Source organism: Mesorhizobium oxytropidicola (assembly GCF_056174625.1).
The window spans coordinates 1,738,185-1,761,798 of sequence record NZ_CM149692.1 but is presented as its reverse complement, the minus strand read 5'-3'; the positions used below and the strand labels follow the sequence as shown (position 1 = coordinate 1,761,798).

At 62.3% G+C, this 23,614-nt stretch carries 16 protein-coding genes and 5 pseudogenes; 10 read left to right on the top strand and 11 right to left on the bottom strand.

Features of this window, described 5'->3' with window-relative positions; genetic code table 11:
• Nucleotides 1-346: 346 nt before the first annotated feature.
• The 4 genes from AC0V8S_RS08800 to AC0V8S_RS08785 form a co-directional block, all read right to left on the bottom strand.
• Nucleotides 347-1,375, bottom strand: a complete 1,029-nt coding sequence (locus AC0V8S_RS08800) for an esterase-like activity of phytase family protein (protein ID WP_475437438.1) — start codon at nucleotides 1,373-1,375, stop codon at nucleotides 347-349.
• Nucleotides 1,372-3,270 (bottom strand): cobaltochelatase subunit CobT, encoded by a 1,899-nt coding sequence (cobT, locus tag AC0V8S_RS08795; RefSeq protein ID WP_183463562.1) that lies wholly within the window; start codon nucleotides 3,268-3,270, stop codon nucleotides 1,372-1,374. Before cobT ends, AC0V8S_RS08800 begins: the two co-directional genes overlap by 4 nt.
• An 11-nt stretch (nucleotides 3,271-3,281) precedes the next feature.
• Complete coding sequence (cobS, locus tag AC0V8S_RS08790) at nucleotides 3,282-4,268, bottom strand: cobaltochelatase subunit CobS (protein WP_095204006.1); 987 nt, start codon at nucleotides 4,266-4,268, stop codon at nucleotides 3,282-3,284.
• A 123-nt stretch (nucleotides 4,269-4,391) separates the two neighbouring features.
• Nucleotides 4,392-5,021 (bottom strand): J domain-containing protein, encoded by a 630-nt coding sequence (locus AC0V8S_RS08785; protein WP_095204007.1) that lies wholly within the window; start codon nucleotides 5,019-5,021, stop codon nucleotides 4,392-4,394.
• Between the two features lie 180 nt (nucleotides 5,022-5,201).
• On the opposite strand from AC0V8S_RS08785, the gene AC0V8S_RS08780 reads away from it, so the two are divergent.
• Nucleotides 5,202-5,504: a BolA family protein gene (locus AC0V8S_RS08780; RefSeq protein WP_475437437.1), complete on the top strand. Its 303-nt coding sequence runs from the start codon at nucleotides 5,202-5,204 to the stop codon at nucleotides 5,502-5,504.
• Between the two features lie 31 nt (nucleotides 5,505-5,535).
• Here AC0V8S_RS08780 and AC0V8S_RS08775 read toward each other — a convergent pair whose 3' ends face one another.
• A complete protein-coding gene (locus AC0V8S_RS08775) occupies nucleotides 5,536-7,089 on the bottom strand; it encodes an acetolactate synthase large subunit (RefSeq protein WP_183463564.1) in 1,554 nt (517 codons plus the stop codon).
• Between the two features lie 119 nt (nucleotides 7,090-7,208).
• Nucleotides 7,209-8,016 (bottom strand): annotated as a pseudogene (locus AC0V8S_RS08770) (alpha/beta hydrolase).
• A 438-nt stretch (nucleotides 8,017-8,454) separates the two neighbouring features.
• On the opposite strand from AC0V8S_RS08770, the pseudogene AC0V8S_RS08765 reads away from it, so the two are divergent.
• The 4 genes and pseudogenes from AC0V8S_RS08765 (at nucleotide 8,455) to AC0V8S_RS08750 (ending at nucleotide 14,502) form a co-directional block, all read left to right on the top strand.
• Nucleotides 8,455-10,403, top strand: a pseudogene (locus AC0V8S_RS08765) (PrkA family serine protein kinase).
• An 18-nt stretch (nucleotides 10,404-10,421) separates the two neighbouring features.
• Nucleotides 10,422-11,734, top strand: a pseudogene (locus AC0V8S_RS08760) (YeaH/YhbH family protein).
• 9 nt (nucleotides 11,735-11,743) lie between these two features.
• Nucleotides 11,744-13,285: a SpoVR family protein gene (locus tag AC0V8S_RS08755; protein ID WP_475437436.1), complete on the top strand. Its 1,542-nt coding sequence runs from the start codon at nucleotides 11,744-11,746 to the stop codon at nucleotides 13,283-13,285.
• 271 nt (nucleotides 13,286-13,556) lie between these two features.
• A protein-coding gene (locus AC0V8S_RS08750) for an IS630 family transposase (protein WP_183458765.1) occupies nucleotides 13,557-14,502 on the top strand; the annotation gives its coding sequence in 2 pieces (ribosomal slippage) (nucleotides 13,557-13,895 and nucleotides 13,897-14,502; 945 coding nt in all).
• A 12-nt stretch (nucleotides 14,503-14,514) separates the two neighbouring features.
• On the opposite strand, the gene AC0V8S_RS08745 is transcribed toward AC0V8S_RS08750, so the two are convergent.
• From AC0V8S_RS08745 to AC0V8S_RS08735, 3 genes are read right to left on the bottom strand one after another with little or no spacing between them, the layout of a single operon-like run.
• A complete protein-coding gene (locus AC0V8S_RS08745) occupies nucleotides 14,515-15,405 on the bottom strand; it encodes an HlyC/CorC family transporter (RefSeq protein ID WP_183463572.1) in 891 nt (296 codons plus the stop codon).
• Between the two features lies 1 nt (nucleotide 15,406).
• The gene (gene aroB, locus AC0V8S_RS08740) at nucleotides 15,407-16,543 is read right to left on the bottom strand and encodes a 3-dehydroquinate synthase (protein ID WP_475437435.1); all 1,137 of its coding nucleotides are present in this window, start codon (nucleotides 16,541-16,543) and stop codon (nucleotides 15,407-15,409) included.
• Nucleotides 16,540-17,145, bottom strand: coding sequence for a shikimate kinase (locus AC0V8S_RS08735; RefSeq protein WP_183463576.1), 606 nt, complete (start codon nucleotides 17,143-17,145; stop codon nucleotides 16,540-16,542). The genes aroB and AC0V8S_RS08735 overlap by 4 nt, the downstream gene beginning before the upstream one ends.
• Before the next feature lie 211 nt (nucleotides 17,146-17,356).
• Between AC0V8S_RS08735 and AC0V8S_RS08730 the strand changes: the two genes are divergently transcribed.
• The 5 genes and pseudogenes from AC0V8S_RS08730 to AC0V8S_RS08710 all read left to right on the top strand — a co-directional run bounded on the left by AC0V8S_RS08730 (nucleotide 17,357) and on the right by AC0V8S_RS08710 (nucleotide 21,284).
• A complete protein-coding gene (locus tag AC0V8S_RS08730; RefSeq protein WP_183465052.1) occupies nucleotides 17,357-17,509 on the top strand; it encodes a histidine kinase in 153 nt (50 codons plus the stop codon).
• Nucleotides 17,510-17,534: 25 nt separating this feature from the next.
• Nucleotides 17,535-18,451: pseudogene (locus tag AC0V8S_RS08725) on the top strand (site-specific tyrosine recombinase XerD).
• 98 nt (nucleotides 18,452-18,549) lie between these two features.
• Nucleotides 18,550-19,500 carry an acetyl-CoA carboxylase carboxyltransferase subunit alpha gene (locus AC0V8S_RS08720; protein ID WP_183463580.1) on the top strand — a complete coding sequence of 317 codons (951 nt, stop codon included), beginning with the start codon at nucleotides 18,550-18,552 and terminating at the stop codon, nucleotides 19,498-19,500.
• A 242-nt stretch (nucleotides 19,501-19,742) separates the two neighbouring features.
• A pseudogene (locus AC0V8S_RS08715) lies at nucleotides 19,743-21,042 on the top strand (L,D-transpeptidase family protein).
• Between the two features lie 2 nt (nucleotides 21,043-21,044).
• Nucleotides 21,045-21,284, top strand: a complete 240-nt coding sequence (locus tag AC0V8S_RS08710) for a sulfurtransferase TusA family protein (RefSeq protein WP_181179827.1) — start codon at nucleotides 21,045-21,047, stop codon at nucleotides 21,282-21,284.
• Between the two features lie 16 nt (nucleotides 21,285-21,300).
• Here AC0V8S_RS08710 and AC0V8S_RS08705 read toward each other — a convergent pair whose 3' ends face one another.
• On the bottom strand, nucleotides 21,301-22,419 hold the full coding sequence (locus AC0V8S_RS08705) for a CobW family GTP-binding protein (protein WP_183463583.1): 1,119 nt from the start codon (nucleotides 22,417-22,419) through the stop codon (nucleotides 21,301-21,303).
• A 4-nt stretch (nucleotides 22,420-22,423) separates the two neighbouring features.
• Nucleotides 22,424-23,590 (bottom strand): D-alanyl-D-alanine carboxypeptidase family protein, encoded by a 1,167-nt coding sequence (locus AC0V8S_RS08700; RefSeq protein ID WP_095204020.1) that lies wholly within the window; start codon nucleotides 23,588-23,590, stop codon nucleotides 22,424-22,426.
• Nucleotides 23,591-23,614 lie beyond the last annotated feature (24 nt).

Sequence of the window (23,614 nt, the reverse complement as noted above, 5' to 3'; positions counted from 1 at the left end):
GGAGGGGGGAGAGGTGGCGCTGCGAAGCAGCGACGGAGTGGGGGAAGGCGTCCGTCAAACGCGAAGTCGCCGCAAATTAGGCACGACGCGGCGAGCGCCTAAGCTGCGGCAAGCAAGCAATCAGGCGGATCTGTGAAAGGTCGCCCTCTTCCGTCGAGCGGAGCCTCTCCAGCCTATACATGGGTAACAGTTCTCCCCTATGTGTCCTCTGCCGCGCCAAGCGGTTTGATTGACGCGGCGCTGCAAAGCAGCGACGGAGTAGGGAAGGCGTCCGACCAAATCGAACCCGCCCCAAATCGAACCCGCCGTTGAAAGCTCAACTTCAGCTTCGCAGTTGGAGCGCCGCTCAATCCTGGTGCAGGATAAATTCCAAATAGAGGTTGCGCTGCAGGATCGAATGGTTGTCGTCGGAGACCAGCGACACCATCACCGCGCCATCGTCGCGGGTCCAGACGTCGAGCCCTTCCATATTGTCGATCTGGTAGCCCATGTCGGCGTCCAGCAGCACCGGCCCGTCGGCGACGGCGCCTTTCTCGACACTCTCGCCATAGATGCGCCGCAGCCGCATCTTGAGGCCACCCGCCATGGTGAAACTGCGCTCCAGCAGCAAAAGGTCGCCATCCGGCAGGAAGGCGCCATCGGTGATGTCGAAATCGCCGTTGCGCTTGACGGTGAAGACACCTTTGTGCGGCCCTTCGATGATGGCGGCATAGATGTTGCCCGATTTGTCGAGGCTCTTTTCCGAGACCACAACCAGACCGCCCGTATGCTGGCCGTTGGGATTGGCATGGGTGACGGTCTCGAAGCCGCGATTCTGGCGCAACTCCCGCGCCGGCACCAGGAAATCCAGCTGCCGGTATGGCCCTTTCATGTTGGCCGGATCGATCTTGAACTGGGCGACGCGGTGGTTGCGCTCGAAACCGACCGTGGCGATGCCATCCTTGACCGCGAGGCCTTCGGCATCGACTTCCCATTTCTCGTCGATCGGCTGGCCGCTCTGGTCGACCATCTGCTGCATGCGGAAGTTCTGGATGCCCACGGGACGCCTGTCGGCATCGCGGGCCACCGTGCCGAAGAACCAATAGCCGGTGTCAGCCACGCCGATGAAATCGCTGCCCGCTTTCAGAAACCGGAAAGCCGACAGCGCGCCGAAGTCGCGCGATTTCGAGGTCATTTCCAGCCCGCCGACGAATTCGAGCGAACCGAACTGCCTGTCGGTCCGGCCAATGCGGAATTCAGTGATCGGGCGGGCCGAAACCTCGATGGGTTCAACCGGGGCCGAGCCAGCCGCACCGGCTGGCGCGGACGCCGTGCCGGCGAGCAGGGCGATGGCGGCGAAAAGTGTCTGCCGAAAGCCGCCGCGCGAAAAGATCATCCGGCGCGCCGCATGCCGCCGCGCCGCGTGTCGCGTGCGCTTTCCTCGGCAAACAGCGATGCCAGTTGCTCGGTCATGGCGCCGGCCAGTTCCTCGGCATCGACAATGGTGACGGCGCGCCTGTAATAGCGCGTAACGTCATGGCCGATGCCGATGGCCAGCAGTTCCACCGGCGAGCGCGTCTCGATCAGTTCAATGACGGCGCGCAGATGGCGCTCGAGATAGTTGCCCGGATTGACCGAAAGCGTCGAATCGTCGACCGGCGCGCCGTCCGAGATCATCATCAGGATCTTGCGCTGTTCAGGGCGGGCGATCAGGCGATTGTGCGCCCAAAGCAGCGCCTCGCCGTCGATGTTTTCCTTGAGCAGGCCTTCGCGCATCATCAGGCCGAGATTGCGCCGTGCCCGCCGCCACGGATGATCGGCGGATTTGTAGATGATGTGGCGCAGATCGTTGAGCCGGCCCGGGTTCGGAGGCTTGCCGTCCTTCAGCCATTTTTCACGCGCCTGCCCACCCTTCCACGCGCGCGTGGTGAAGCCGAGGATCTCCACCGAGACGCCGCAGCGCTCCAGCGTGCGGGCCAGAATGTCGGCGCAGGTGGCGGCGACCGTGATCGGCCGGCCGCGCATCGAGCCCGAATTATCGAGCACCAGCGTCACCACCGTGTCGCGGAATTTGGTGTCGCGTTCCTGCTTGAAGGACAGCGGCTGCATCGGATCGATGACGACGCGCACCAGGCGCGCCGGGTCGAGATAGCCCTCTTCCAGGTCGAAATCCCAGGAGCGGTTCTGCTGCGCCATCAGCCGGCGCTGCAGGCGATTGGCGAGCCGTCCTACGACGCCGGACAGATTGGCCAGTTGCTTGTCGAGAAACGCGCGCAGCCGGTCGAGCTCTTCCTCTTCGCACAATTCCTCGGCACCGACCGTCTCGTCGAAAGCCGTGGTGAAAACCTTGTAGTCGATTTCCTTCGGCAGATTGGTGAAGGGATTGTCGTTGCGCCTAGCCTCGCCGGGCGTCTCGGCATCCGCATCGTCATCGTCGGACAGATCGTCGGCTGTGGCGTCGGAGGCCTCCGTCTCGGAGGATTGCTCGTCATCGGCGGACGCCTCGGCATCCTCGGACTGCGACTGCTCGGAGCCGGAATCCTCTTCGCCGCCCTCCTCGCTCTGCTCCTCGCCTTGCGGCTGGTTGTCGTCATTGTCCTCGGAGTCTTCCGTCTCCTGGTCGTCGCCGAGTTCCTCGGCCATCTCCATGGAGGCGAGCATCTCGCGCACGACGCGGGCAAAGGCCTGCTGGTCGTCGAGCTTGGCCGACAGCCCGTCGAGGTCGGCCTTGGCCTTTTCCTCGACCCAGGGCCGCCACAGCTCGACGAGCCGCTCGCCGCTCTTGGGCACCGGGCGCCCGGTCAGCTTCTCGCGCACCATCAGCGCCAGCGCTTCCTCGATCGGCGCGTCGGCCTTGTCCTTGACGTCGACGAGATTGGCCTTGGCGTATTTGTCCTCCAGCATCGAGCCGATATTGTCGGCGACGCCTTGCATGGCGCGGCTGCCGATCGCCTCGACGCGGGCCTGCTCGACCGCGTCATAGATGGCGCGGGCCGCCTTGCCTTCCGGCGCCAGCTTGGTGTGGATGCGCGCATCGTGGCAGGCGCGCTTCAGCGCCATGGAATCACCGAGGCCGCGGGTGATCGCGATATCGGTCTTCGATGCCTTTTTCGGCAATTCGGGCAAACGCGCGCGGCTGCCGGCAAGTGCCGGCCGATCCTTGGCGAAGCCGACTTCCATGTCCTTGTCGCCGGCAATGGCGCGCATGCAGACGGTGACGGCGCGCTTGAAGCTGTCGGCTTCAGACCCCGTCTTCGACTTGTTGCGCGTGTTGTCGCCCGGACCCGCCATCGAGGCTATGCTTAGCCCAGCACCACGTTGGCGGCGCTCTCGGGCAGATCCTCACCGAAGGCGCGCTGGTAGAACTCGGCAACCACCGAACGCTCCAGTTCGTCGCATTTGTTGAGGAAGGTCAGCCGGAACGCCATGCCGATATTGCCGAAGATCTCGGCATTCTCGGCCCAGGTGATGACGGTACGCGGGCTCATCACCGTCGACAGGTCGCCATTGATGAAGGCCGAGCGCGTCATGTCGGCGACGCGCACCATCTTGTTGACGATGTCCTTGCCCTTGTTGTCGCGATAGTGCTTGGCCTTGGCCAGCACGATGTTCACTTCATTGTCGTGCGGGAGGTAATTCAGCGTGGTGACGATCGACCAGCGGTCCATCTGCGCCTGGTTGATCTGCTGCGTGCCGTGGTAGAGGCCGGTCGTGTCGCCGAGGCCGACCGTGTTGGCGGTCGAAAACAGCCGGAACGCCGGATGCGGACGGATGACCCGGCTCTGGTCAAGCAGCGTCAGCCGACCCGAGGATTCCAGCACGCGCTGGATGACGAACATCACGTCCGGACGGCCGGCATCATACTCGTCGAAGCAGAGCGCGACATTGTGCTGGTAGGCCCAGGGCAGGATGCCGTCGCGGAATTCGGTGATCTGCAAGCCGTCCTTGACCACGATCGCGTCCTTGCCGACGAGATCGATACGGCTGACATGGCTGTCGAGATTGACGCGCACGCAGGGCCAGTTGAGGCGGGCGGCGACCTGTTCGATATGGGTCGACTTGCCGGTGCCGTGATAGCCCGACACCATGACGCGGCGGTTGTAGGCAAAGCCGGCAAGGATCGCCAGCGTCGTCGCCTTGTCGAACAAATAGTCCGGATCGACGTCAGGCACATGTTCTGATGTCACCGAATAGGCCGGCACCACCATCTTGGAGTCGAAGCCGAATTTCTCCTTCACCGACACCGTCGTGTCGGGCAGGTTGGCGATGTCGCGATCGACCTTGTTCATATCTCTCAACGTCTCCACGGGCGAAACGTCCCGTTTCGCCGGCAATCGATTTTGTTCGGGGGCGGTCTTAAAGCCTTTTCCAACCTTATGAAAGTTGGAAAACGACACAAACCATAGGGTCGCTCAGCACAGGCCCGCCTGTTTGAGCACGCGATAGGCCTGCAGCACATCGCGGAACCGGTCTTCCGAACCTCTGTCGCCACCATTCGCATCCGGATGGTGACGTTTCACCAGTTCCTTATAGCGCGCCTTGATATCCTTGCCAGTCGCCTTTGTATCAAGGCCAAGCGTTTCCAGCGCCTTGGCCTCAAGCGGCTTGGCCTTGCGCTCGCGCGCCTCGCGCGGATCCTTCGGCCCCTTGAAGAGGTCGAACGGGTCGCGCATGCGGTTGTAATAGCCGGCGCGGCCGGAGCGCATCTGCGCCATATCGGGCGACGAACGCGTCGAGGCGCCATTGACGCCCATCTTCCAGGTCGGCCGGTGGCCGGTCATCGCTTCCTTCTGGAAACGGGCGACTTCGGTGTCCGGCACGCCGGAAAAATAGTTGAAGCCCTTGTTGTACTCGCGCACATGGTCGAAGCAGAAGCGGAAATACTCGCCCTCCTTCATCCGCCCGACCGGCGCGCGATGGGTACCGGCCTCCTTGCAGCCGTCCCACTGGCAGATCGGCGAGTGCGACTTCAGCTCCGCATCCTTCTCCGGGCGGATGCGAATCTTCTCGAAATATTTGGGGTACGGCTTCATCTCACCCATTTATGGGGCGTTCGCAGATGCGAAACAAGAATTGACATTTTCGCGATCATCGCCCTAACCGCTGAATCGCGGCTTAAAGCAGGCGAATAGCGGATTTAGTTGCGCGGCAGCGGCCCCTGTGGAACCGATTTCCGGTTTTCACGCTGGTGCGCCAGCCATATGTGGTGAACGGAGACGACAATGTCCATACAGGCGACCATGGAAGACAAGCTCAACAAGGCATTTTCGCCGGAGCGGCTGGTCATCATCAACGAAAGCCATCTCCACGCCGGCCATCACCACCATGGCTCCGACCATCACGGCGCCTATGACGGCACCGGCGAGACGCATTTTCGCGTCCGCCTCGTTTCTTCCAGCTTTGCGGGCATGAGCCGCATTGACCGCCACCGCGCCGTCAACGAACTGCTCGCCGACGAATTGAAAGCCGGCGTGCACGCGCTGGCGATCGAACCGGCGGCGCCTGGTGAGAAGACCCGCTGGTAGGCCGATCTGCCCCTAGCCTTTCGCGGCCCCTTCAGATCACCGCTTCGATCAGGAACGGCCCGCGCCGCGATAAGGCGCTGTCCAGCAGCACGTCGAACTGCTCGCATGTCTCGGCCCGCGCCGCTTCCACGCCCATGCCTTTGGCCAGCGACACCCAGTCTAGCGCGGGATGGTCGAGATCGAGCATGCGCCTGGCGTTCTCGCCGATCGCATTGACGCCGACATTCTTCATCTCGCCATGCAGGATCGCGTAGGTGCGGTTGGCAAAGACGATCGTCACCACGTCGAGATTTTCCCGCGCCTGTGTCCACAGCCCCTGCACCGTGTACATGCCACTGCCATCGGCCTCCAGATTGATCACCTTGCGGTCGGGACAGGCGATCGCCGCCCCGGTCGCCATCGGAATGCCGCCGCCGATCGATCCGCCAGTGCCCATCATGTAGTCATGCGGCGCGGCAAAGGCGGACAGGGCGAAGAAACGCCTGGCCGAGGTGACCGCCTCGTCGCAGACGATCGCATTGTCCGGCAGCTTGTGCGCCACCGACAGCGCGATGGCGTCGTCGGTGAGCTTGCCGCTCGGCGCAGCTTCGTCCGGGAAAGCGGTCGCAACCACCGTCCGCTGCGATGGTTTGACGCCGAGCTCATCGCGAAATGCCTCCAGCGCCGCATGCAGGTCCTGACCATGGGCGGCGAGCGTCAGCACCCGGCAGTCATCGCGGACGAGCCGTCCCGGTTTTTCCGGATAGGCGAAGAAGGCGACCGGCTCCTTGCCGCCGACCAGTACCAGCACGTCGATGTCGCTCAGCAACGCCGTTGCCGCATCGATTGGATAGGGGATGCGGGCCGGCGCGACACGCCCGCGCCCGCGTTGCATGCGGGCGATCAGGACCTCGCTGAACAGGCGGATATCGCAGGCCGTCGAGATCTGGCCGGCGATCTCGAGCGCATCGGCCCGCGCGGCTCGCCCCCGAACGATCATGCCGACACGCCCCGGAGCCGCACGGATCGCCGCGGCGGTCTCGCGTACGGCATCGACGTCGACACCCGGCGGCGGCGAAAGGACGACCTTGCCCGGCGACGCCGGGGCAGCGCCGCCCCATGCCGCATCCGCGGGCAGGATCAGCGTGGTGACGCCCGGAGGTGTGAGCGAGGCGCGGAAAGCCGCCTCCGTGGCCGGCTGGACATCTTCTGGCCCGGCGATGCGGCGAACCCAGTTGGACATCGGCGCCGCCAGGCCTTCGATGTCGCTGGTGAGCGGCGCATCAAGCGGCAGGTGGTAGGAGGCATGGTCGCCGACGATGTTGATCATCGGGCTGAACGCACGCCGGGCATTGTGCATGTTGGCCAGCCCATTGGCCAGGCCAGGGCCGGTATGCAGCAAAGTCGCGGCCGGGCGGTCGGTCATGCGCGCATAGCCGTCGGCGGCACCGGTCACCACGCCCTCGAACAGGCCGAGCACGCAACGCATCTCGGGCTTGCGGTCGAGCGCGGCGACGAAATGCATTTCGGAGGTGCCGGGATTGGCGAAGCAGACCGTCACATCATTGGCCAGCAGCACATCACAAAGGACATCAGCGCCATTCATGCAATTTTTCTCCCAATCATGAGGACCAATTGCACTCACGAATGTCCGCACGGCAATATCCCGCCGCCGCTTTTGGCATGATCCAGTTAAAGGGATAGGCGAGCGGAAGTCGGCGGGGATCAGCCGACCGTCGATTTCAGGAATGCCAGGGCTGCGGCGGTCAGCGCATAACCATCTTCGCCGAAATCGCGGTTGATCGACATGTGCGTATAGGCACTGCCGTCGAACAGGGTGACTTTGGTCCCGGTGGCGCGAAGGCGCTCGGCAAAGGCTTTCGAATCCTCGCCACGGCCTGAAGCCCCGGAATAGGCGATGAAAGTCGGCGGATGCTTTGCGGCCATCGACAAAGCTGGCCGGCGACAGTGCCGCCCATTGCGAAGGGTCGGAAAATACCCTTGCATAGGCCCGCACCATGCCGCCATTTTTCTCAAGTGCCGCAAGATCATAGGCCCTGGTATCGTCGAGCAGCAGCCCGGCGACGCCGGGCAGCCCGCCGCGCATGCCGGTTAACGCAATCAGGTGGCAACCGGCCGAATGGCCCATGCCGACAATGCGGTTTGGGTCGCCGCCATGCCCGGCAATGTTGGCCCTGACATAGGCATAGGCATTTTCCACGTCCCCGGCCTGGGTCGCGACATCGGCCTCCGGCAGCATGCGATAGTCGATCGAGACGAAGCAGAAGCCGTTGGCGAGCAGGAAAGCCGGCTTGGCACCCACCTGGCTGCGCTTGCCGAACTCCCAGGCCCCGCCATGGACAAAGAAGACGACAGGCAGGTTTTTCGCACCATCGGGCGCGTAGACATCGAGCTTGGCCGGACCGTAGTCGAAGGTTTTTTGCGCGGGTTGGCGCGCGCGCCACGCGGCCGATGCTCCCAATGGCAGCACCGCCGCCACCGAGGCCAGAATGAAGCTTCGTCGATCGATCATCGTGGTCTCCCGACCGTGTAGCCAACAGTGCCCGCAGGCACCGCGAGCGTCCAGTTAAGGATTGGTAATGCTTAGCGGTCTGCCTCGGCGATCGACCATCGATGCGGACCTCAAGCTTTAGGGACTCGTCCGTTATAGAGGAGGCTGGATCAGCCGGGCTTCGTTGAACTCGCATCGGATCGCAACGCCGATTCAGGCCGCATCAATGCACTGCCCTTGTCGTTCAGCTCACGAAATCAATATCTACCCCTTGACGGCCTCATCTGGCCATCACCACTTAAGTATTTGGACAGGAATTTCAGTGACATGGGTGGGTGTCCCAGGTCTCAATGACAGACGCGCACGCTCTCCTTCATGTGAAGGAACCCTAATGCGTTGCGGCAGTTGAATATATGATGAGCCAGCCGGCAGCCAGAACGGCTCTGAGGGCAAAGTATCATGCGCGAGAATCAGTCCGACGTCTTCGATCTGTTTTCGGAGATTTATGCGAACGCGGCCCAGGAAGAAATCAGCCTCCAGCAGTATCTCCTTGCTTGCCGAGAGGACAAATCAATGTATGCCTCGGCGCCTGAACGGATGGTCGAGGCAATCGGCGAGCCGAACCTGGTCGACACCAGCAAGGATGAACGGCTCGGCCGCATTTTCTCGAACCGCACCGTTAAGATCTATCCCTCCTTCTCCGACTTCTACGGAATGGAGGAAACGATCGAGCGCATCGCCGGGTATTTCCGCTACGCGTCCCAGGGACTCGAGGAGCGCAAGCAGATCCTCTACCTCCTTGGCCCTGTCGGCGGCGGTAAATCCTCTCTGGCCGAACGGCTGAAGAAATTGATGGAGCTGCGCCCGATCTACACGCTGAAGGTCGGTAACCAGATCAGCCCGGTTTTCGAATCGCCACTTGGCCTTTTCCATCCCGATCGCATGGGCGACCTGCTGGAGGATAAATACGGCATAGCCCGACGCCGGCTGAACGGGCTCATCTCACCATGGGCGGCCAAGCGGCTCGACGAACTTTCCGGCGACATTTCCAAATTCAGCGTGGTCAAGTTGATGCCTTCGCGGCTGCGCCAGATCGGCATTGCCAAGACAGAGCCCGGCGACGAGAACAATCAGGATGTCTCGGCCCTGGTTGGCAAGGTCGACATCAGACAACTGGAAAATTTCAGCCAGTCCGATCCGGACGCCTATTCCTACAGCGGCGGACTGAACCGGACCACGCAAGGCCTGCTCGAATTCGTCGAGATGTTCAAGGCGCCTATCAAGGTCCTGCATCCGTTGCTGACGGCGACCCAGGAAGGCAGCTACAACGGCACCGAGAATTTCGGCGCCTTTCCCTATCAGGGCATCATCATTGCCCATTCCAACGAATCGGAATGGCAACAGTTCAAGAACAACAGGAACAACGAGGCCTTTCTCGACCGCATCCTCGTGGTCAAGGTGCCGTATTGCCTGCGGATCACCGAAGAGAGGCAGATCTATGAAAAGCTGCTGCGCGAGAGCGACTTGGCCACCAGCCCCTGCGCACCCGAAGTGCTGGACATTCTCAGCCGATTCACGGTCTCGACCCGCCTTGCCGAGCACGACAATTCGCCGCTCTACACCAAGATGCGCGCCTATGACGGCGAGAACCTCAAGGAGGTCGATCCCAAGGCGAAGTCGGTCCAGGAATATCGCGATACCGCCGGCGTCGACGAAGGCATGACCGGCGTCAGTACACGCTTCGCCTTCAAGATCCTGTCGCAGACATTCAACTACGACACCAAGGAGGTGGCTGCCGATCCCGTGCATCTGATCTACATCCTGGAGGAGGCGATCAAGCGCGAGCAGTTTCCAAAGGAAACGGAAGCTGCCTATCTCGACTTCATCAAGTCGGAACTGGCAACGCGCTATGCCGAGTTCATCGGCCACGAAATCCAGAAGGCCTATCTGGAATCATACAGCGAGTATGGCCAGAACCTCTTCGACCGTTACATCGCCTATGCCGATGCCTGGATTGAGGATCAGGACTACAAGGATCCCGATACGGCCAGATTCTCAATCGCGAGGTATTGGACAAGGAATTGTCGCAGGTCGAGAAACCAGCCGGCATCGCCAATCCCAAGGACTTCCGCAATGAAGTGGTCAAATTCACGCTGCGTGCCCGGGCGCGAAACCACGGCCGCAACCCATCGTGGACAGGTTATGAGAAACTTCGCGAGGTCATCGAGAAGCGCATGTTCGGCCAGGTCGAAGACCTCTTGCCGGTGATCAGTTTCGGCTCCAAGCAGGACAGCGTCACGGAAAAGCGGCACAATGAATTCGTGCAGCGCATGGTGGAACGCGGCTACACCGAGCGGCAGGTGCGCCGGCTTGTCGACTGGTACATGCGCGTGAACAAGGCGGGTTGAGAAAGCCCGAATGGTTCCATGCCTATCTTTATCGACCGTCGCCTGAATCCGAAGGACAAAAGCCTGGGCAATCGCCAGCGCTTCGTCAGGCGCGCGCGGGAAGAGCTCAAGCGGAGCATTCGCGATCAGATCCGCATCGGCAGGATCGCAGACGTGGATGCCGAGCACGCCGTGCCCATGCCCGAAAGAGGCACGGGCGAGCCGGCTTTCAACAACGCCAGGAACGGCGGCAGGCGCCAGCACATCCTGCCGGGCAATAGGCATTTCTCCCCTGGAGACCTGATCCCCAAGCCCGGCCAGGGCGTCGGCGCCGGGGCGTCGTCCCGGGAAACAAGGCGTCTGAAGACGACTTTCGTTTCGTGCTGTCACGCGAAGAGGTGCTCGATCTTTTTTTCGAGGATCTCGAACTCCCGGATATGGTCAAGCTCAACCTCAAGGAAATCCTTGCCTTCAAGCCGCGCCGGGCTGGCTTCGCCGCCACCGGTTCACCGACCAACATCAATGTTGGGCGCACGATGCGTAACAGCCACGGCCGGCGCATCGCGCTGAGGCGCCCTAAGCAGGAGGAGTTGGACGCGATCCTCGAGGAAATCGCCATGCTTGAGTTGGTGCCATCCAGCGCAGCGGCGCACCAGCGCGTTGCGGCATTGCGGCAGGAGCTTGACCGGTTGGAGCGGCGGCGCAGGCGAATTGCCTTTGTCGATCCTGTCGACATCCGATTCAACCGCTTCGATCCCCAGCCTGTGCCGAACGCCAATGCCGTCATGTTCTGTCTGATGGATGTGTCCGGGTCCATGGGCGAGCGCGAAAAGGATCTGGCCAAGCGCTTCTTCGTGCTGCTGCACCTGTTCTTGAAACGGCGCTATGATCGCATCGAGATCGTCTTCATCCGCCATACCCACGAGGCGCAGGAGGTTGACGAGGAGACGTTCTTCAATTGCACGCAAAGCGGCGGTACAATCGTTTCCACCGCGCTCGAGGAAATGCATCGCATCATCAGGCAGCGATATCCGCCCAGCGAGTGGAACATCTATGCCGCCCAGGCCTCCGACGGAGACAATTCCGTCACCGATTCCGAGCGCTGCATAGCCCTGCTCGACGGGAAGCTCATGCGGCTGTGCCAGTATTTTGCCTACGTCGAGATTATCGACAAGCGCGAAGCCCATATCTTCGGCACGACCGAAAACGGGACATCGCTATGGCGTGCCTATAGCGCGATCGACCTGAAATGGTCGAACTTCCAGATGAGCCGCATCGCCACGCCCGCCGATATCTACCCGGTCTTTCGCCAGCTCTTCGGCAAACAGCCTGCTGTCCTTAAGAGAGCGTGAGAGGGGCCGATGGCCAGACAAGCCGGTAAATCCGATCTGCTTTTTTCCGGATCCGACTGGGATTTTACGAAATTGTCGCGGACCTATGACGCGATCGAGGCAATCGCGGTCGAAGAGCTTCATCTCGATACCTATCCCGTGCAGATGGAGATCATCTCCTCCCAACAGATGCTCGACGCTTACTCGTCAGTCGGTATGCCACTGATGTACCACCACTGGTCTTTCGGCAAACACTTCCTCTACCAGGACCTGCTCTATCGCAAAGGCGGGCGCGGGCTTGCCTATGAACTGGTCATCAATTCCAATCCCTGCATCGTCTATCTGATGGAGGAAAACACCATGGCCCTGCAGGCCTTGGTGACGGCTCATGCCGCGCTCGGGCATAACCATTTCTTCAAGAACAATCATTTGTTCAAGCAGTGGACGGACGCTGGGGCGATCCTCAGCTACCTGGACTTCGCCAAGAGCTACATTGCTCGTTGCGAGGAGCGGCACGGTCTCGCTACCGTCGAGGCTGTCCTCGATTCCACCCACGCGCTGATGGAACAGGGCGTGTTCCGCTATCGCCGGCCACCGAAGCTGTCGTCGGAACGGCAGCGCGAAGGGCTTCGCGAGCGTCTCGAATACGAAGAGCGCTCCTACAACGATTTGTGGCGCACGCTGCCGCCTTCGCAGCAAAGGGTCAAGGACAAGGCCCAAGACCCGGAGTGGAAGAAATCGCTCAACCTGCCCGAGGAAAACCTGCTCTATTTCCTGGAAAAGAACAGCCCGATTCTGGATCCCTGGCAGCGTGAGATCATCAGGATCGTTCGTGTCATAGCACAATATTTTTATCCGCAACGGCAAACACAGGTGATGAACGAGGGCTGCGCCACCTTCGTGCACTATACGTTGATGAACATGCTGTTCGACCGCGGCCGGATCAGCGAGGGCGCCATGCTCGAAATCCTGCGCAATCATTCCAATGTGATCTTCCAGCCGGCGTTCGACGATCCGCGCTTTTCCGGCATCAACCCCTACGCTCTCGGCCTCGACATGATGCAGGACATTCAGCGCATCTCGACCGAGCCGACGGCCGAGGATCGGGATTGGTTTCCCAACATCGCCGGCCGCGGAAACTGGCGCGAGGTCCTGCTCGACGCATGGGCAGAGCATCGCGACGAGTCCTTCATCCGCCAATACCTCAGCCCAGCCATGATCCGGAAGTGGCGGTTTTTTGTGCTCGGCGACGTTGCCGACCAACCGCATTTTCAGGTTGCCTCGATCCACAACGAGCGCGGCTATGAAAAGATACGCGCCGCGCTTGCTCACAGCTACGATGTCGGCGCGAACCGACCGGACATTCAGGTGGTGGATGTCGATCTGCTCGGCGACCGGCATTTGCGACTGCAGCACAAGGTGAATCACGGCATCCTTCTCGAGGATGCCAGCCGTGACGCCACGCTTCGTCACATCCGGAGGCTTTGGGGTTATGAGGTCAGTTTGGCGGCTGTCGACGCTGAGACGGGGCTGACGATCCACGAACGCTCGACGAGCCAGATCGCAGAATGAGGCTCGGTGGTTGCGCTGGTCCTCACGGCTCTCGGCCTGACGCACGTCGCCCAAAAGTGCGCAGCGGCGGGACAAACGACAGGCGTAGAACAAGGGCTTTAGAACAATTCCAGGAAAAGTGTGAAACGGTTTCCCGGGAAAAGCGCATAGCGCTTTCCCTTGGGAATTGCGTCAAAACAAAGAGTTAGAGCGGTTCGCGTTTTGTCTGAATCGGGATTCCCAAGACTGAGCAAATCAGATTCGATGTTCTGACCGTTGGAGGTCGGGACAGATGGCCAAGCCTTATTCGATGGATTTGCGGGAACGGGCGTTGGCTCGCCTTGAAGAAGGCGAGACGAGCCGAGAGGTGGCCGCGGCACTGAAGGTGGCAGTTTCGAGCGTGATCAAGTGGGCGGCGCGCAAGCGTCGGCTGGGCAGTGCGGCACCCGGCAAGATGGGCGGTCATCGACCCTATCTGATTGACGGGGAGCATCGTGCCTTCGTCCTGAGCGAGGTCGAGCGGGATGCCAACATAACGCTTCATGAATTGACGGCCGCACTGGCTGACCGGGGTCTCATCATCCACCCTGCCAGCGTCGGTCGCTTCCTGCATCGCGAGGGCAAGAGTTTTAAAAAAAACCGTTCTGCCGGCTGAGCAACTCAAGCCAAAGCTGATGCGTCGGCGGACGCAATGGATGCGCTATCAGACCCGCATTGACCCAACGCGCCTGGTCTTCCTGGATGAAACGTGGGTCAAGACCAACATGGCGCCGTTGCGCGGCTGGGGTGTGCGCGGCAAGCGGCTGATGGCTCACGCGCCATATGGTCATTGGAAGACGATGACCTTCATCGCCGCACTGCGGCATGATCGGGTAGAGGCGCCTTGGGTCATTGACGGACCCATCAATGCGCAGGCCTTCCGTGTCTATGTCGAAACCGAACTCATCAAGACCCTGAAGCCGGGTGACATCGTCATTCTCGACAATCTCGGATCTCACAAGGGCCAAGCCGTCCGCGACATCGTCAGGGCCGCCGGTGCGCGGCTCTTCTTCCTGCCGCCTTACAGTCCAGATCTCAATCCAATCGAGAAGCTCTTCGCCAAGCTCAAGCACTGCATGCGACGTGCCGCCAAGCGAAGCATCCAGGCCGTACACAGCGCCATCGCCAGCACCCTCGACGTCGTCACCTCAAATGAATGTAACAACTACATCGAAAGCGCCGGATACAAGTCAACCTAAATGCGAACTGCTCTAAGCGTCGCCGGCCGGCCTGATCCTCAACCGGGCAATGCGGTTCTTGTCGCGCTTCATAACGATGAAGCGCTTGCCGTGGAAGGTGAAGGCCTGCTTCTCATCGGGGATCGACTGCGCCTCGTGGATGACGAGGCCGGCAATCGTGGTCGCTTCCTCGTCCGGCAGGTTCCAGTCTAGCGCCCGGTTCAGGTCGCGGATCGGCACATTGCCGTCGACGACGACGGAGCCGTCGGCCTCCTGCTTGACGCCCTGGATATCGACGTCGTGCTCATCGGCGATTTCGCCGACGATCTCCTCGATTATGTCCTCCAGCGTCACCAGCCCTTCGACCTCGCCATATTCGTCGACGACGACGGCGAAATGCGCCTTGCGGCGCAAAAAGGCGTTGAGCTGCTCCTGCAAGGTCGTGGTGTCGGGCACGAACCATGGTTTCGAGGCGATCTTCATCACGTCGATCTTGGAAAAATCATTGCCGACTTCGTTCAACGCACGCAGCAGATCCTTGGCGTGCAGCACGCCGACAATATTGTCGAGCGAGCCCTTCCACAGCGGCATGCGCGTGTGCGGGCTCTGCAGGATCTCGCGCACCACCGCTTCCGGCGCATTGTCGGCATTGACCGAGCGCATATTGGTGCGGTGAACCATGATGTCGGAGACTTCGAGCTCTTCGAGGTCGAACAGGCCGCCGATGCGGTCGCGGTCCTCGCGCACCACCTGGCCGTCGCGGCGGAAATCGTCGACCGCGCCGCGCAATTCGTCCTGGCTCGAGCGCTGCGGCTCGATGCGCGACAGCTCGTAGCCGAACATGGCGAGAAGGCGCGTGCGCACGGCAATGACCAGCAGGATGAGGATGGCAAGGACGGCGACGATGACCCAGCCGTTGTCCATCTCAGCCGGCTTTCCGGCTGGCTGGATGGTTTTCCCTCAGGAACGACAGCACTTCCGAGGCCGGAACGTCCTTGGCAATGAAGGCCTGGCCGATGCCGCGCGTCAGGATGAAGGTCAGCGCGCCGCGCGACACCTTCTTGTCTTGGGTTATGAAGGAAAGCAGCGCTTCGGCATCGGGCAGATCACCCGGAATGTCGGCCATCCGCCAGGGCAGGCCGACGGCGCGCAGATGCGTCTCGACGCGCGCCGCGTCGTCGGGGCTGGCCAGATTGAGTCGCGAGGAGAAGCGATGCGCCAGCGCCATGCCGATCGCGACCCCCTCGCCATGGACGAGCCGGGCTCCGTCATACTGCGTGGCGGCTTCGAGCGCGTGGCCGAATGTATGGCCGAGATTGAGAAGCGCGCGGTCCCCGGTCTCGAACTCGTCGCGGGCGACGACATCGGCCTTGGCGCGGCAGGCCTCGGCAATCGCCTCTCCCCTCTCCGGCCCGCCGGCGAACACCTTCTCCCAGTTCGCTTCCAGCCATGCGAAAAGTTCCGGCCGGTCGATCAGCCCGTATTTGGCGAGCTCGGCATAGCCGGCGCGGAATTCGCGGATCGGCAGCGTGTCCAGCACTTCCGTATCGGCCAGCACCAGCCTAGGCTGCAGGAAGACGCCGACCAGGTTCTTGCCGCGCGGGCTGTTGATGCCGGTCTTGCCGCCGACGGAGGAATCGACCTGTGCCAGCAGCGAGGTCGGGATCTGCACGAAATTCATGCCGCGCCGCACAATGCCGGCGGCAAAACCGGTGAGATCGCCGATGACGCCACCGCCCAGCGCGATGACGACGTCGCCGCGCTCCAGCCTGGCGGCCAGCACGCCGTCGACCACCTCTTCAAGATGGGCAAAGCTCTTGGTCTTCTCGCCGGGCGGCATCGTGATGACGCTGGGCTGGATACCGCCCTTCTCAAGCCCTGCTTTCAGCGTATCGAGATGCGCTGCCGCAACATTCTCGTCGGTGACGACAGCCGCGCGCGTGCCCGGCAACCGGCGCGAAATTTCCTCACCCGCGCGTGACAGTAGTCCTGAACCGATCAATATGTCGTAGGCCCGGTCGCCAAGGCCGACTTCGACGGTGACGGGCTGATCCGCGCTCACGATTCCACCTCGCCCGTCGCCGCGATTTCATCGATGCCGAAATGCCGGCACAGCGCATCCAGCACCTCGGCGGCGATGACCTCCTTGCGGTCGTCGCGGGTCAGCACGGTGACATTCGATGTGGCATAGACCGGATAGCGCTCGCCCATCAGCCGCTCCAGCACGGCGCGGGGGTCGGCGCTCTTCAGCAGCGGCCGGTTCTGCTTCTTGGAGACTCGTTCCATCAGAAGGTCGAGTTCGGCCTTCAGCCACACCGACACACCATGCGCGGCGATGGCCTCGCGCGTCTGCGCGTTCATGAAGGCGCCGCCGCCGGTCGACAGCACCTGCGGACCGTTCTCCAGCACGCGCAGGATGACGCGTTGTTCCAGGCCCCTGAACTCGGTCTCGCCATAGCGCTCGAACAGTTCCGGCACGGTCATGCGCGAGACGCTCTCGATCTCCTGGTCGCTGTCGATGAAAGGCAGCGAAAGCATGGTCGCCACCTTGCGGCCGATCGCCGTCTTGCCGGCGCCCATCAGGCCGACAAAGACGATGGACCGGCTGCCCAGCCGGCCAAGCAGCGCTGAGTGGGTCTCGCCTGGAGGATTTGCCTGGGTCATCAGCTGTTTCTTGGGCCCTCTTTGCCGGCGTATCGACATGAAAAGCCCGTTTGCGTCAAGCGTGCCGAGCATAGGCAAGCCTATATCGGCCGGGGGACGCCTGCATCAGAAGTTGCTAACAGGCCTCCGCTTCTTCCTTGAATTGGCCGGATTGGCGTCCCATAAGGGCACAGGGTTTGGAAACGCAGAACAAGAAGACGAGCGAAAATTGATGCCGACACTGTTTCGCTTTGTCGTGACCCTCGCGATTCTGGCCGGCATTGCCTATGGTACGATGTTCGCGCTGGTAATGTTCGTCGAGCCGAAAAAAGCGGAGATGAGCGTGCGTGTCCCGCCGGAAAAGCTGAACCCCAAGAAGAACTGACTCCAAGAAAAACTGATCCTCAAGGATGAACAGCGCCGCCCGCATCGAGGCCTTCCTGGAAATGATGAGCGCCGAGCGCGGCGCTGCGGAGAACACGCTGTCCTCCTACCGCCGCGACCTCGAAGACGCCTCGACCGAGATCGATGGCGGGCTCGCCGCCGCGAGTGCCGCCGATATCCGCGCCTATCTCGACGACATCGCCGCGCGCGGCTTCGCGCCGACCTCGCAGGCGCGTAAACTGTCGGCGATCCGCCAGTTCTTTAAGTTCCTTTACGCTGAGGGCCTGCGCACCGACGACCCGACCGGCACGCTGGACAGCCCGAAAAAGGCCGCCCGCTGCCCAAGACGATGAGCGAGGCCGACACCGGCCGGCTGATCGACCGCGCCGCGACCGAAGCCGGCGATGCCGGGCGTGGCCACAGCGACCGGCTGGCAGCCTTGCGCCTGCATGCGCTGGTCGAGGTGCTCTACGCCACCGGCCTGCGGGTTTCCGAGCTGGTCGGCCTGCCGGTGACGGTGGCGCAGCGCGACGACCGTTTCTTCATGGTGCGCGGCAAGGGCGACAAGGAGCGCATGGTGCCGCTGTCGGCCAAGGCGCGCACGGCGATGCGCGCCTGGCTTGCCGCTCGGGCCGGGGTGCCCACCTTCGCCGACAGCCCGTTCCTGTTTCCGGCGGCATCCGATAGCGGCTATCTCTCGCGCCAGGTCTTTGCCCGCGACCTGAAAGGCCTGGCGGCGCGCGCCGGCATCGCCTCGGCCAAGATATCGCCGCATGTGCTGCGCCATGCTTTCGCCAGCCATCTCCTGCAGAACGGTGCCGATCTCAGGGCCGTGCAGCAGTTGCTCGGCCATGCCGACATATCGACGACACAGATTTACACCCATGTGCTGGAGGAGCGGCTGGTGCGGCTGGTCAACGATCATCATCCGCTTGCCGACTAGGCCTCATATCGCTATGTGAGGACGACATTTCACCGCCCGGCGCCTTGGTTTCAACGGTTCCGCAGTCCTTGCCTTCCGACGTATCGGTCCGCTCAAGCATGTACAATTACCTCGATTTCGAAAAGCCGGTGCAAGATCTTGAGCTCAAGATCCTCGAGCTCAAGAAGCTTGCCGAGAACGGCGAGGCGGTCGATGTCGCCGATGAGATCACCAGGCTCGAGAAGCGTTCGCGCGACGCGCTGCGCGAGCTCTACAAGGCGCTGACGCCCTGGCAGAAGGTGCAGGTGGCGCGCCATTCCGACAGGCCGCACTGCGTTGACTACATCAAGGGCCTGTTCAGCGATTTCACGCCGCTCGCCGGCGACCGCAATTTCGGAGAGGACCAGGCGATCGTCGGCGGTTTCGCCCGTTTCCGCGGCGAGCCTATCGCGATCATCGGTCAGGAAAAGGGCTCGGACACGACCAGCCGCCTGAAGCACAATTTCGGCTCCGTGCGTCCCGAGGGATATCGCAAGGCGGTGCGGCTGATGGAACTGGCCGACCGCTTCAAGATTCCACTGTTGACGCTGGTCGACACGGCGGGCGCCTATCCTGGCGTCGGCGCCGAGGAGCGCGGCCAGGCCGAAGCCATCGCCCGTTCGACCTCGGCATGCCTTGGGCTGAAAGTGCCGTCGATCTCGGTGGTCATCGGCGAAGGCGGTTCAGGCGGCGCTATCGCCATCGCCACCGCCAACCGTGTCTACATGCTCGAACATGCCATCTATTCGGTGATTTCGCCGGAAGGTGCGGCCTCGATCCTGTGGCGCGACACCACGCGCTCCAAGGACGCGGCGACCAATATGAAGATCACCGCGCAGGATCTTCTGGAACTGAAGATCATCGACGCCATCATCCCCGAGCCGATGGGCGGCGCCCAGCGCGCCCCCGAAACGGTGATTGCCGCGACCGGCGACCTCATTGCCAAGACGATGAAGGAATTCGCCGGCGCCAACACCGACTTCCGCGAACAGCGCCGCGAGAAATATCTGGCGATGGGCCGCAGCCTCTGATTGCCCTCTGACGGCGGAACAAGGCCATCGGAAGCGACGCGCCCATAGCAATGTGGCGACAATGAGCAATTTCGCCACAAAAATGCCGCCGCATTCGGGTCAATGAAATTGCCGCCAGCGGTTGGTCGAAGCTTGTGGTAAGGAATTTTCAAGGTTAACGGGCTTACGGTCCGTCGGTGTTCAGCATACGGGCTCGGCCGTTTCGAAGCCATTGGCCCGAGGGAAAAGACATAGCCGTATCCATGTTTGCCAAGCTCGCCCGCACCGGAGTCCTCATCACCTCGATAGCCATTGCTGGCTGCGATGATTCGTCGATGAAGGACTTTGCCCCGGAAGCCAACAAGCCGCTGCCCGACAAGATCCTGGCCGACATGAAGGCCAAGGGCATGATCCGCACCTCCTCGGTGATGGCCCGCATCTTCAAGGAAGAGGGCAAGCTCGAGATCTGGAAGGCCAAGACCAACGGCCGCTACGACATGGTGGCGAGCTACGACATCTGCAAATGGTCGGGCAAGCTCGGGCCGAAATACACCGAAGGCGACCGCCAGGCGCCGGAGGGCTTCTATACGGTGCGGCCGTCGCAGATGAATCCGCGCTCGAATTACCATCTGTCCTTCAACATCGGTTTTCCCAACGCCTATGACCGCGCCAATGGCCGCACCGGCCAGAATCTGATGGTGCACGGCGCCTGTTCGTCTTCGGGCTGCTATTCGATGACCGACGCGCAGATCGAGCAGATCTATGCCTTCGGCCGCGACGCCTTCCAGGGCGGGCAGACCGAGTTCCAGGTCGAGGCCTTTCCGTTCCGCATGACCGCCGCCAACATGGCGCGCTACCGCAACGACCCGAATTATGAATTCTGGAAGATGCTGAAGGTCGGCTACGACAATTTCGAGATCACCAAGGTGCCGCCGAAGGTCGATGTCTGCGAGAAGCGCTATGTCTTCAATCAGGTTGCCGCCGACGGCCAGACCTTCGATCCGACCGGGCCGTGCCCGACGACCACGCAGCCGGACTCGCTGAAGAGCGCCTACAACGCCTATCAGAGCACCTACGACGCCGCGTACAACGGCGCGCTCAAGGCCAGCGTGCCGCCACCTAAGCCGACCATTGCCGGCATCAAGGAAGCCAGCATCGTCTCCGACTGGTCGAAGCGGCGGGCGCGCGGCGAGCGCGTGCCGATCGATCCGCCGTCGCTCAACAACGACGGCACAGTGACCGAGACGGCGCGCATGGGCCGCATCGATTCACCGGCTGGCCGCAAGATGGCGGCACTCGACGCCGAAAAGGCAGCCAAGCAGAAGGCCGAGGAGCAGAGGCTCGCCGCCATAGAGGCCGCCAAGCAAGCCAAGGAAGCCGCCAAGGCACAGGCGCTCGCCGAAAAGGAGGCGGCTAAGGCCGCCAAGGAAGCCCCAGTCGCCACCGCCACCATCGCCACCCCGACCGAGGCCGCGCCGGCAGCCGAAAACACAAGCCGCCGACGCCGGCGAAGGCACGGTGGCAAAGCTGAAGAACAAGCTGCTCGGCATGTTCGGCGGCTGAGCTTGGCTGGGGATACCGCTATCTATGACCTGAAAGGGCTGAACTGCCCTTTGCCGGTACTGAAGGCAAAGAAGCGGTTGGCGGGAATGCAGCCTGGCAGCCGGCTGTGGCTCGAAACCACCGACCCGCTCGCCGTCATCGATATTCCCGCCTTTTGCTCGGACGCCGGCCACCAGCTGATTGAAACAGCAGCGATGTCAGGCGGCCATCGATTCCTGGTCGAGCGCGGCGAAACAGTCTGAATTTCGATCTAAAACGCTATCTTCCGGCGATCGCCAGCGGATTGTTTTCCAGCGCCGCGCGGTCGGGCGTGTCGATCGACGGCCGGTTGGTGAAGGCGGCGAACAGCCGGCGCACATAGTCCTCGGGCATATCGAGCGTGATCAGCACCAGCCGTGTGCCGCGCTGGCCGTCCGGCCAGGCCGGCAGCCTTGCCGGCGGATGCAGGATCTTCTGCACGCCGTGGATGACCAGCGGTCGTGACGGATCTTCCCTAAGTTCGATCACGCCCTTCATGCGCAGCAGCTTCTCGCCATGCGTCGAACGCAGCAGGTCGAGAAACATCTCGATGGCCGAAAACGGCACCGGACCGTCATGGACCAGCGAATAGGAGCGCACGCGCTGATCGTGGCGATGGCCATGATCGTGACTGTGATCGTGGTCATGGTTATGCCCATGGTGATGGTCGTGGGCATGATCATGCGCCGCCTCCTCGCCGAGCCAGCGCCGAACGTCGGCGGATTTGGTGGCGGGATTGTAGAGGCCGCAGTCGAACAGCGCCGCCACGCCTGTTGTTGAATTGCCGGCATCAAGCAGTTCGGCACCTGGATTGACCTGCCGCAGGCGCGCCCGCAGCGTGTCAAGGTCGCCGGTATCGGTCACCAGGTCGGCCTTGCTCAGCACGATACGGTCGGCGACGGCGACCTGCTTGACGGCTTCGACATGCGCATCGAGCGTGACATTGCCATTGACCGCGTCGACCAGCGTGATGACGCCGTCGAGCCGAAACGCCTGGACAAGTGCCGGATGCGCCATGATCGACTGCAGCACCGGCGCCGGGTCGGCAAGGCCCGTGGTCTCGACGATGACGCGGGCCAGCCGGGCGATGCGGCCGGTCTGCAGCCGGTCGACCAGGTCGGCCAGCGTGTCGACCAGTTCGCCGCGCACGGTGCAGCACAGGCAGCCGTCCGAGAGCTGGATGATGCCGTCGGAGGCCTGTTCGACCAGCAAATGGTCGATCGCCACCTCGCCATATTCGTTGATGATGACCGCCGTGTCGGCCAGCGCCGGATCCTTCAGCAGCCGGTTGAGCAACGTCGTCTTGCCGGCACCGAGGAAGCCGGTCAGCACCGAAACGGGGATCGGAAAGCCGCTCATCAGGTTAGTTCGCGGCCTTGACCGGCTGGTCACCCTGAGCTGCTGAACCCACCACTGCCGGGTCGGCGCCGGTCGGCGCCGGCCGATCGGGCCGCCAGCTTGGGATCGGCACGTCGGCATATTCCTGGCCGCCCTGGTCGAGCATCGCCTTCGGCGCCGGACCGGTGGCGCCACCGAGGCCGACGGCAACCAGCGTCGGCACATGGTCGAGCTTCTCCTGATAGGGCGATTTCGGCGCGTCCTTGGCCGCAGTGGCCGGTGGCGCCTCGGACTGCTCCTCCTTCGTCTTCTTCTTGCAGACCTCGTCATGCATGTCGTTGGGCGAAACCGTGTCGCCATAGGGCGCCAGTGTTGCGACGGTGGCCGGGCCGGCGGCTTGCGTGTCAAACCCCTGGTCGAGCAGTTTTGCCGCGGCCTCGGCACGGCTGACCGCCGACTTCTCGCCAAGCACGACCGCGACCAGCGTGCGGCCGTTGCGCGTCGCCGAACCGATCATGTTGAAGCCGGAAGGGCAGACGAAGCCCGTCTTCATGCCATCGGCGCCGGGATAGCGGCCGATCAGGAGATTATAGTTCGGGATGGCCTTCTTGCCGACCGCAAGACCTTCGATCGAGAACCACGGCGCATATTGCGGGAACTCGCGACGGATCGCCATCACCAGGACCGAAAGGTCGCGCGCCGTCGTGTACTGGTCGGGCGAGTAGAGGCCGTTTGGGTTGACGAAATGGGTGCCGTTCATGCCGAGCCGGGCGGCCTCGGCATTCATCCTTTCGGCGAAGGCGGCCTGCGAGCCGCCGACATTCTCGCCGACCGCCATGGCGATGTCATTGGCCGATTTGACCAGCATCATCTTCAACGCATTGTCGAGCCGCATCACCGAGCCCGGCTTGAAACCCATTTTGCTTGGCGGTTCGCCGGCGGAGTGCTTGGTCACTTTGATCGGCGAATCGAGCTGGACTTCGCCCGCAGCGATCGCCCGGAAGGTCACATAGGCGGTCATCAGCTTGCTGAGCGAGGCGGGATACCAGCGTTTGAAGGCATCCTGATGCTGCAGGATCTGGCCATTCTTGAGGTCGAAGACAACCACCGGATTGGCCAGCGCCGGCCCAGCCAGGACCGACAGCATGATTGCGCCAGCCGGGAATAGTTTGAGGAAATGCCTGTGCCGCATGATCAAATCCGAAATCGCCTCTTG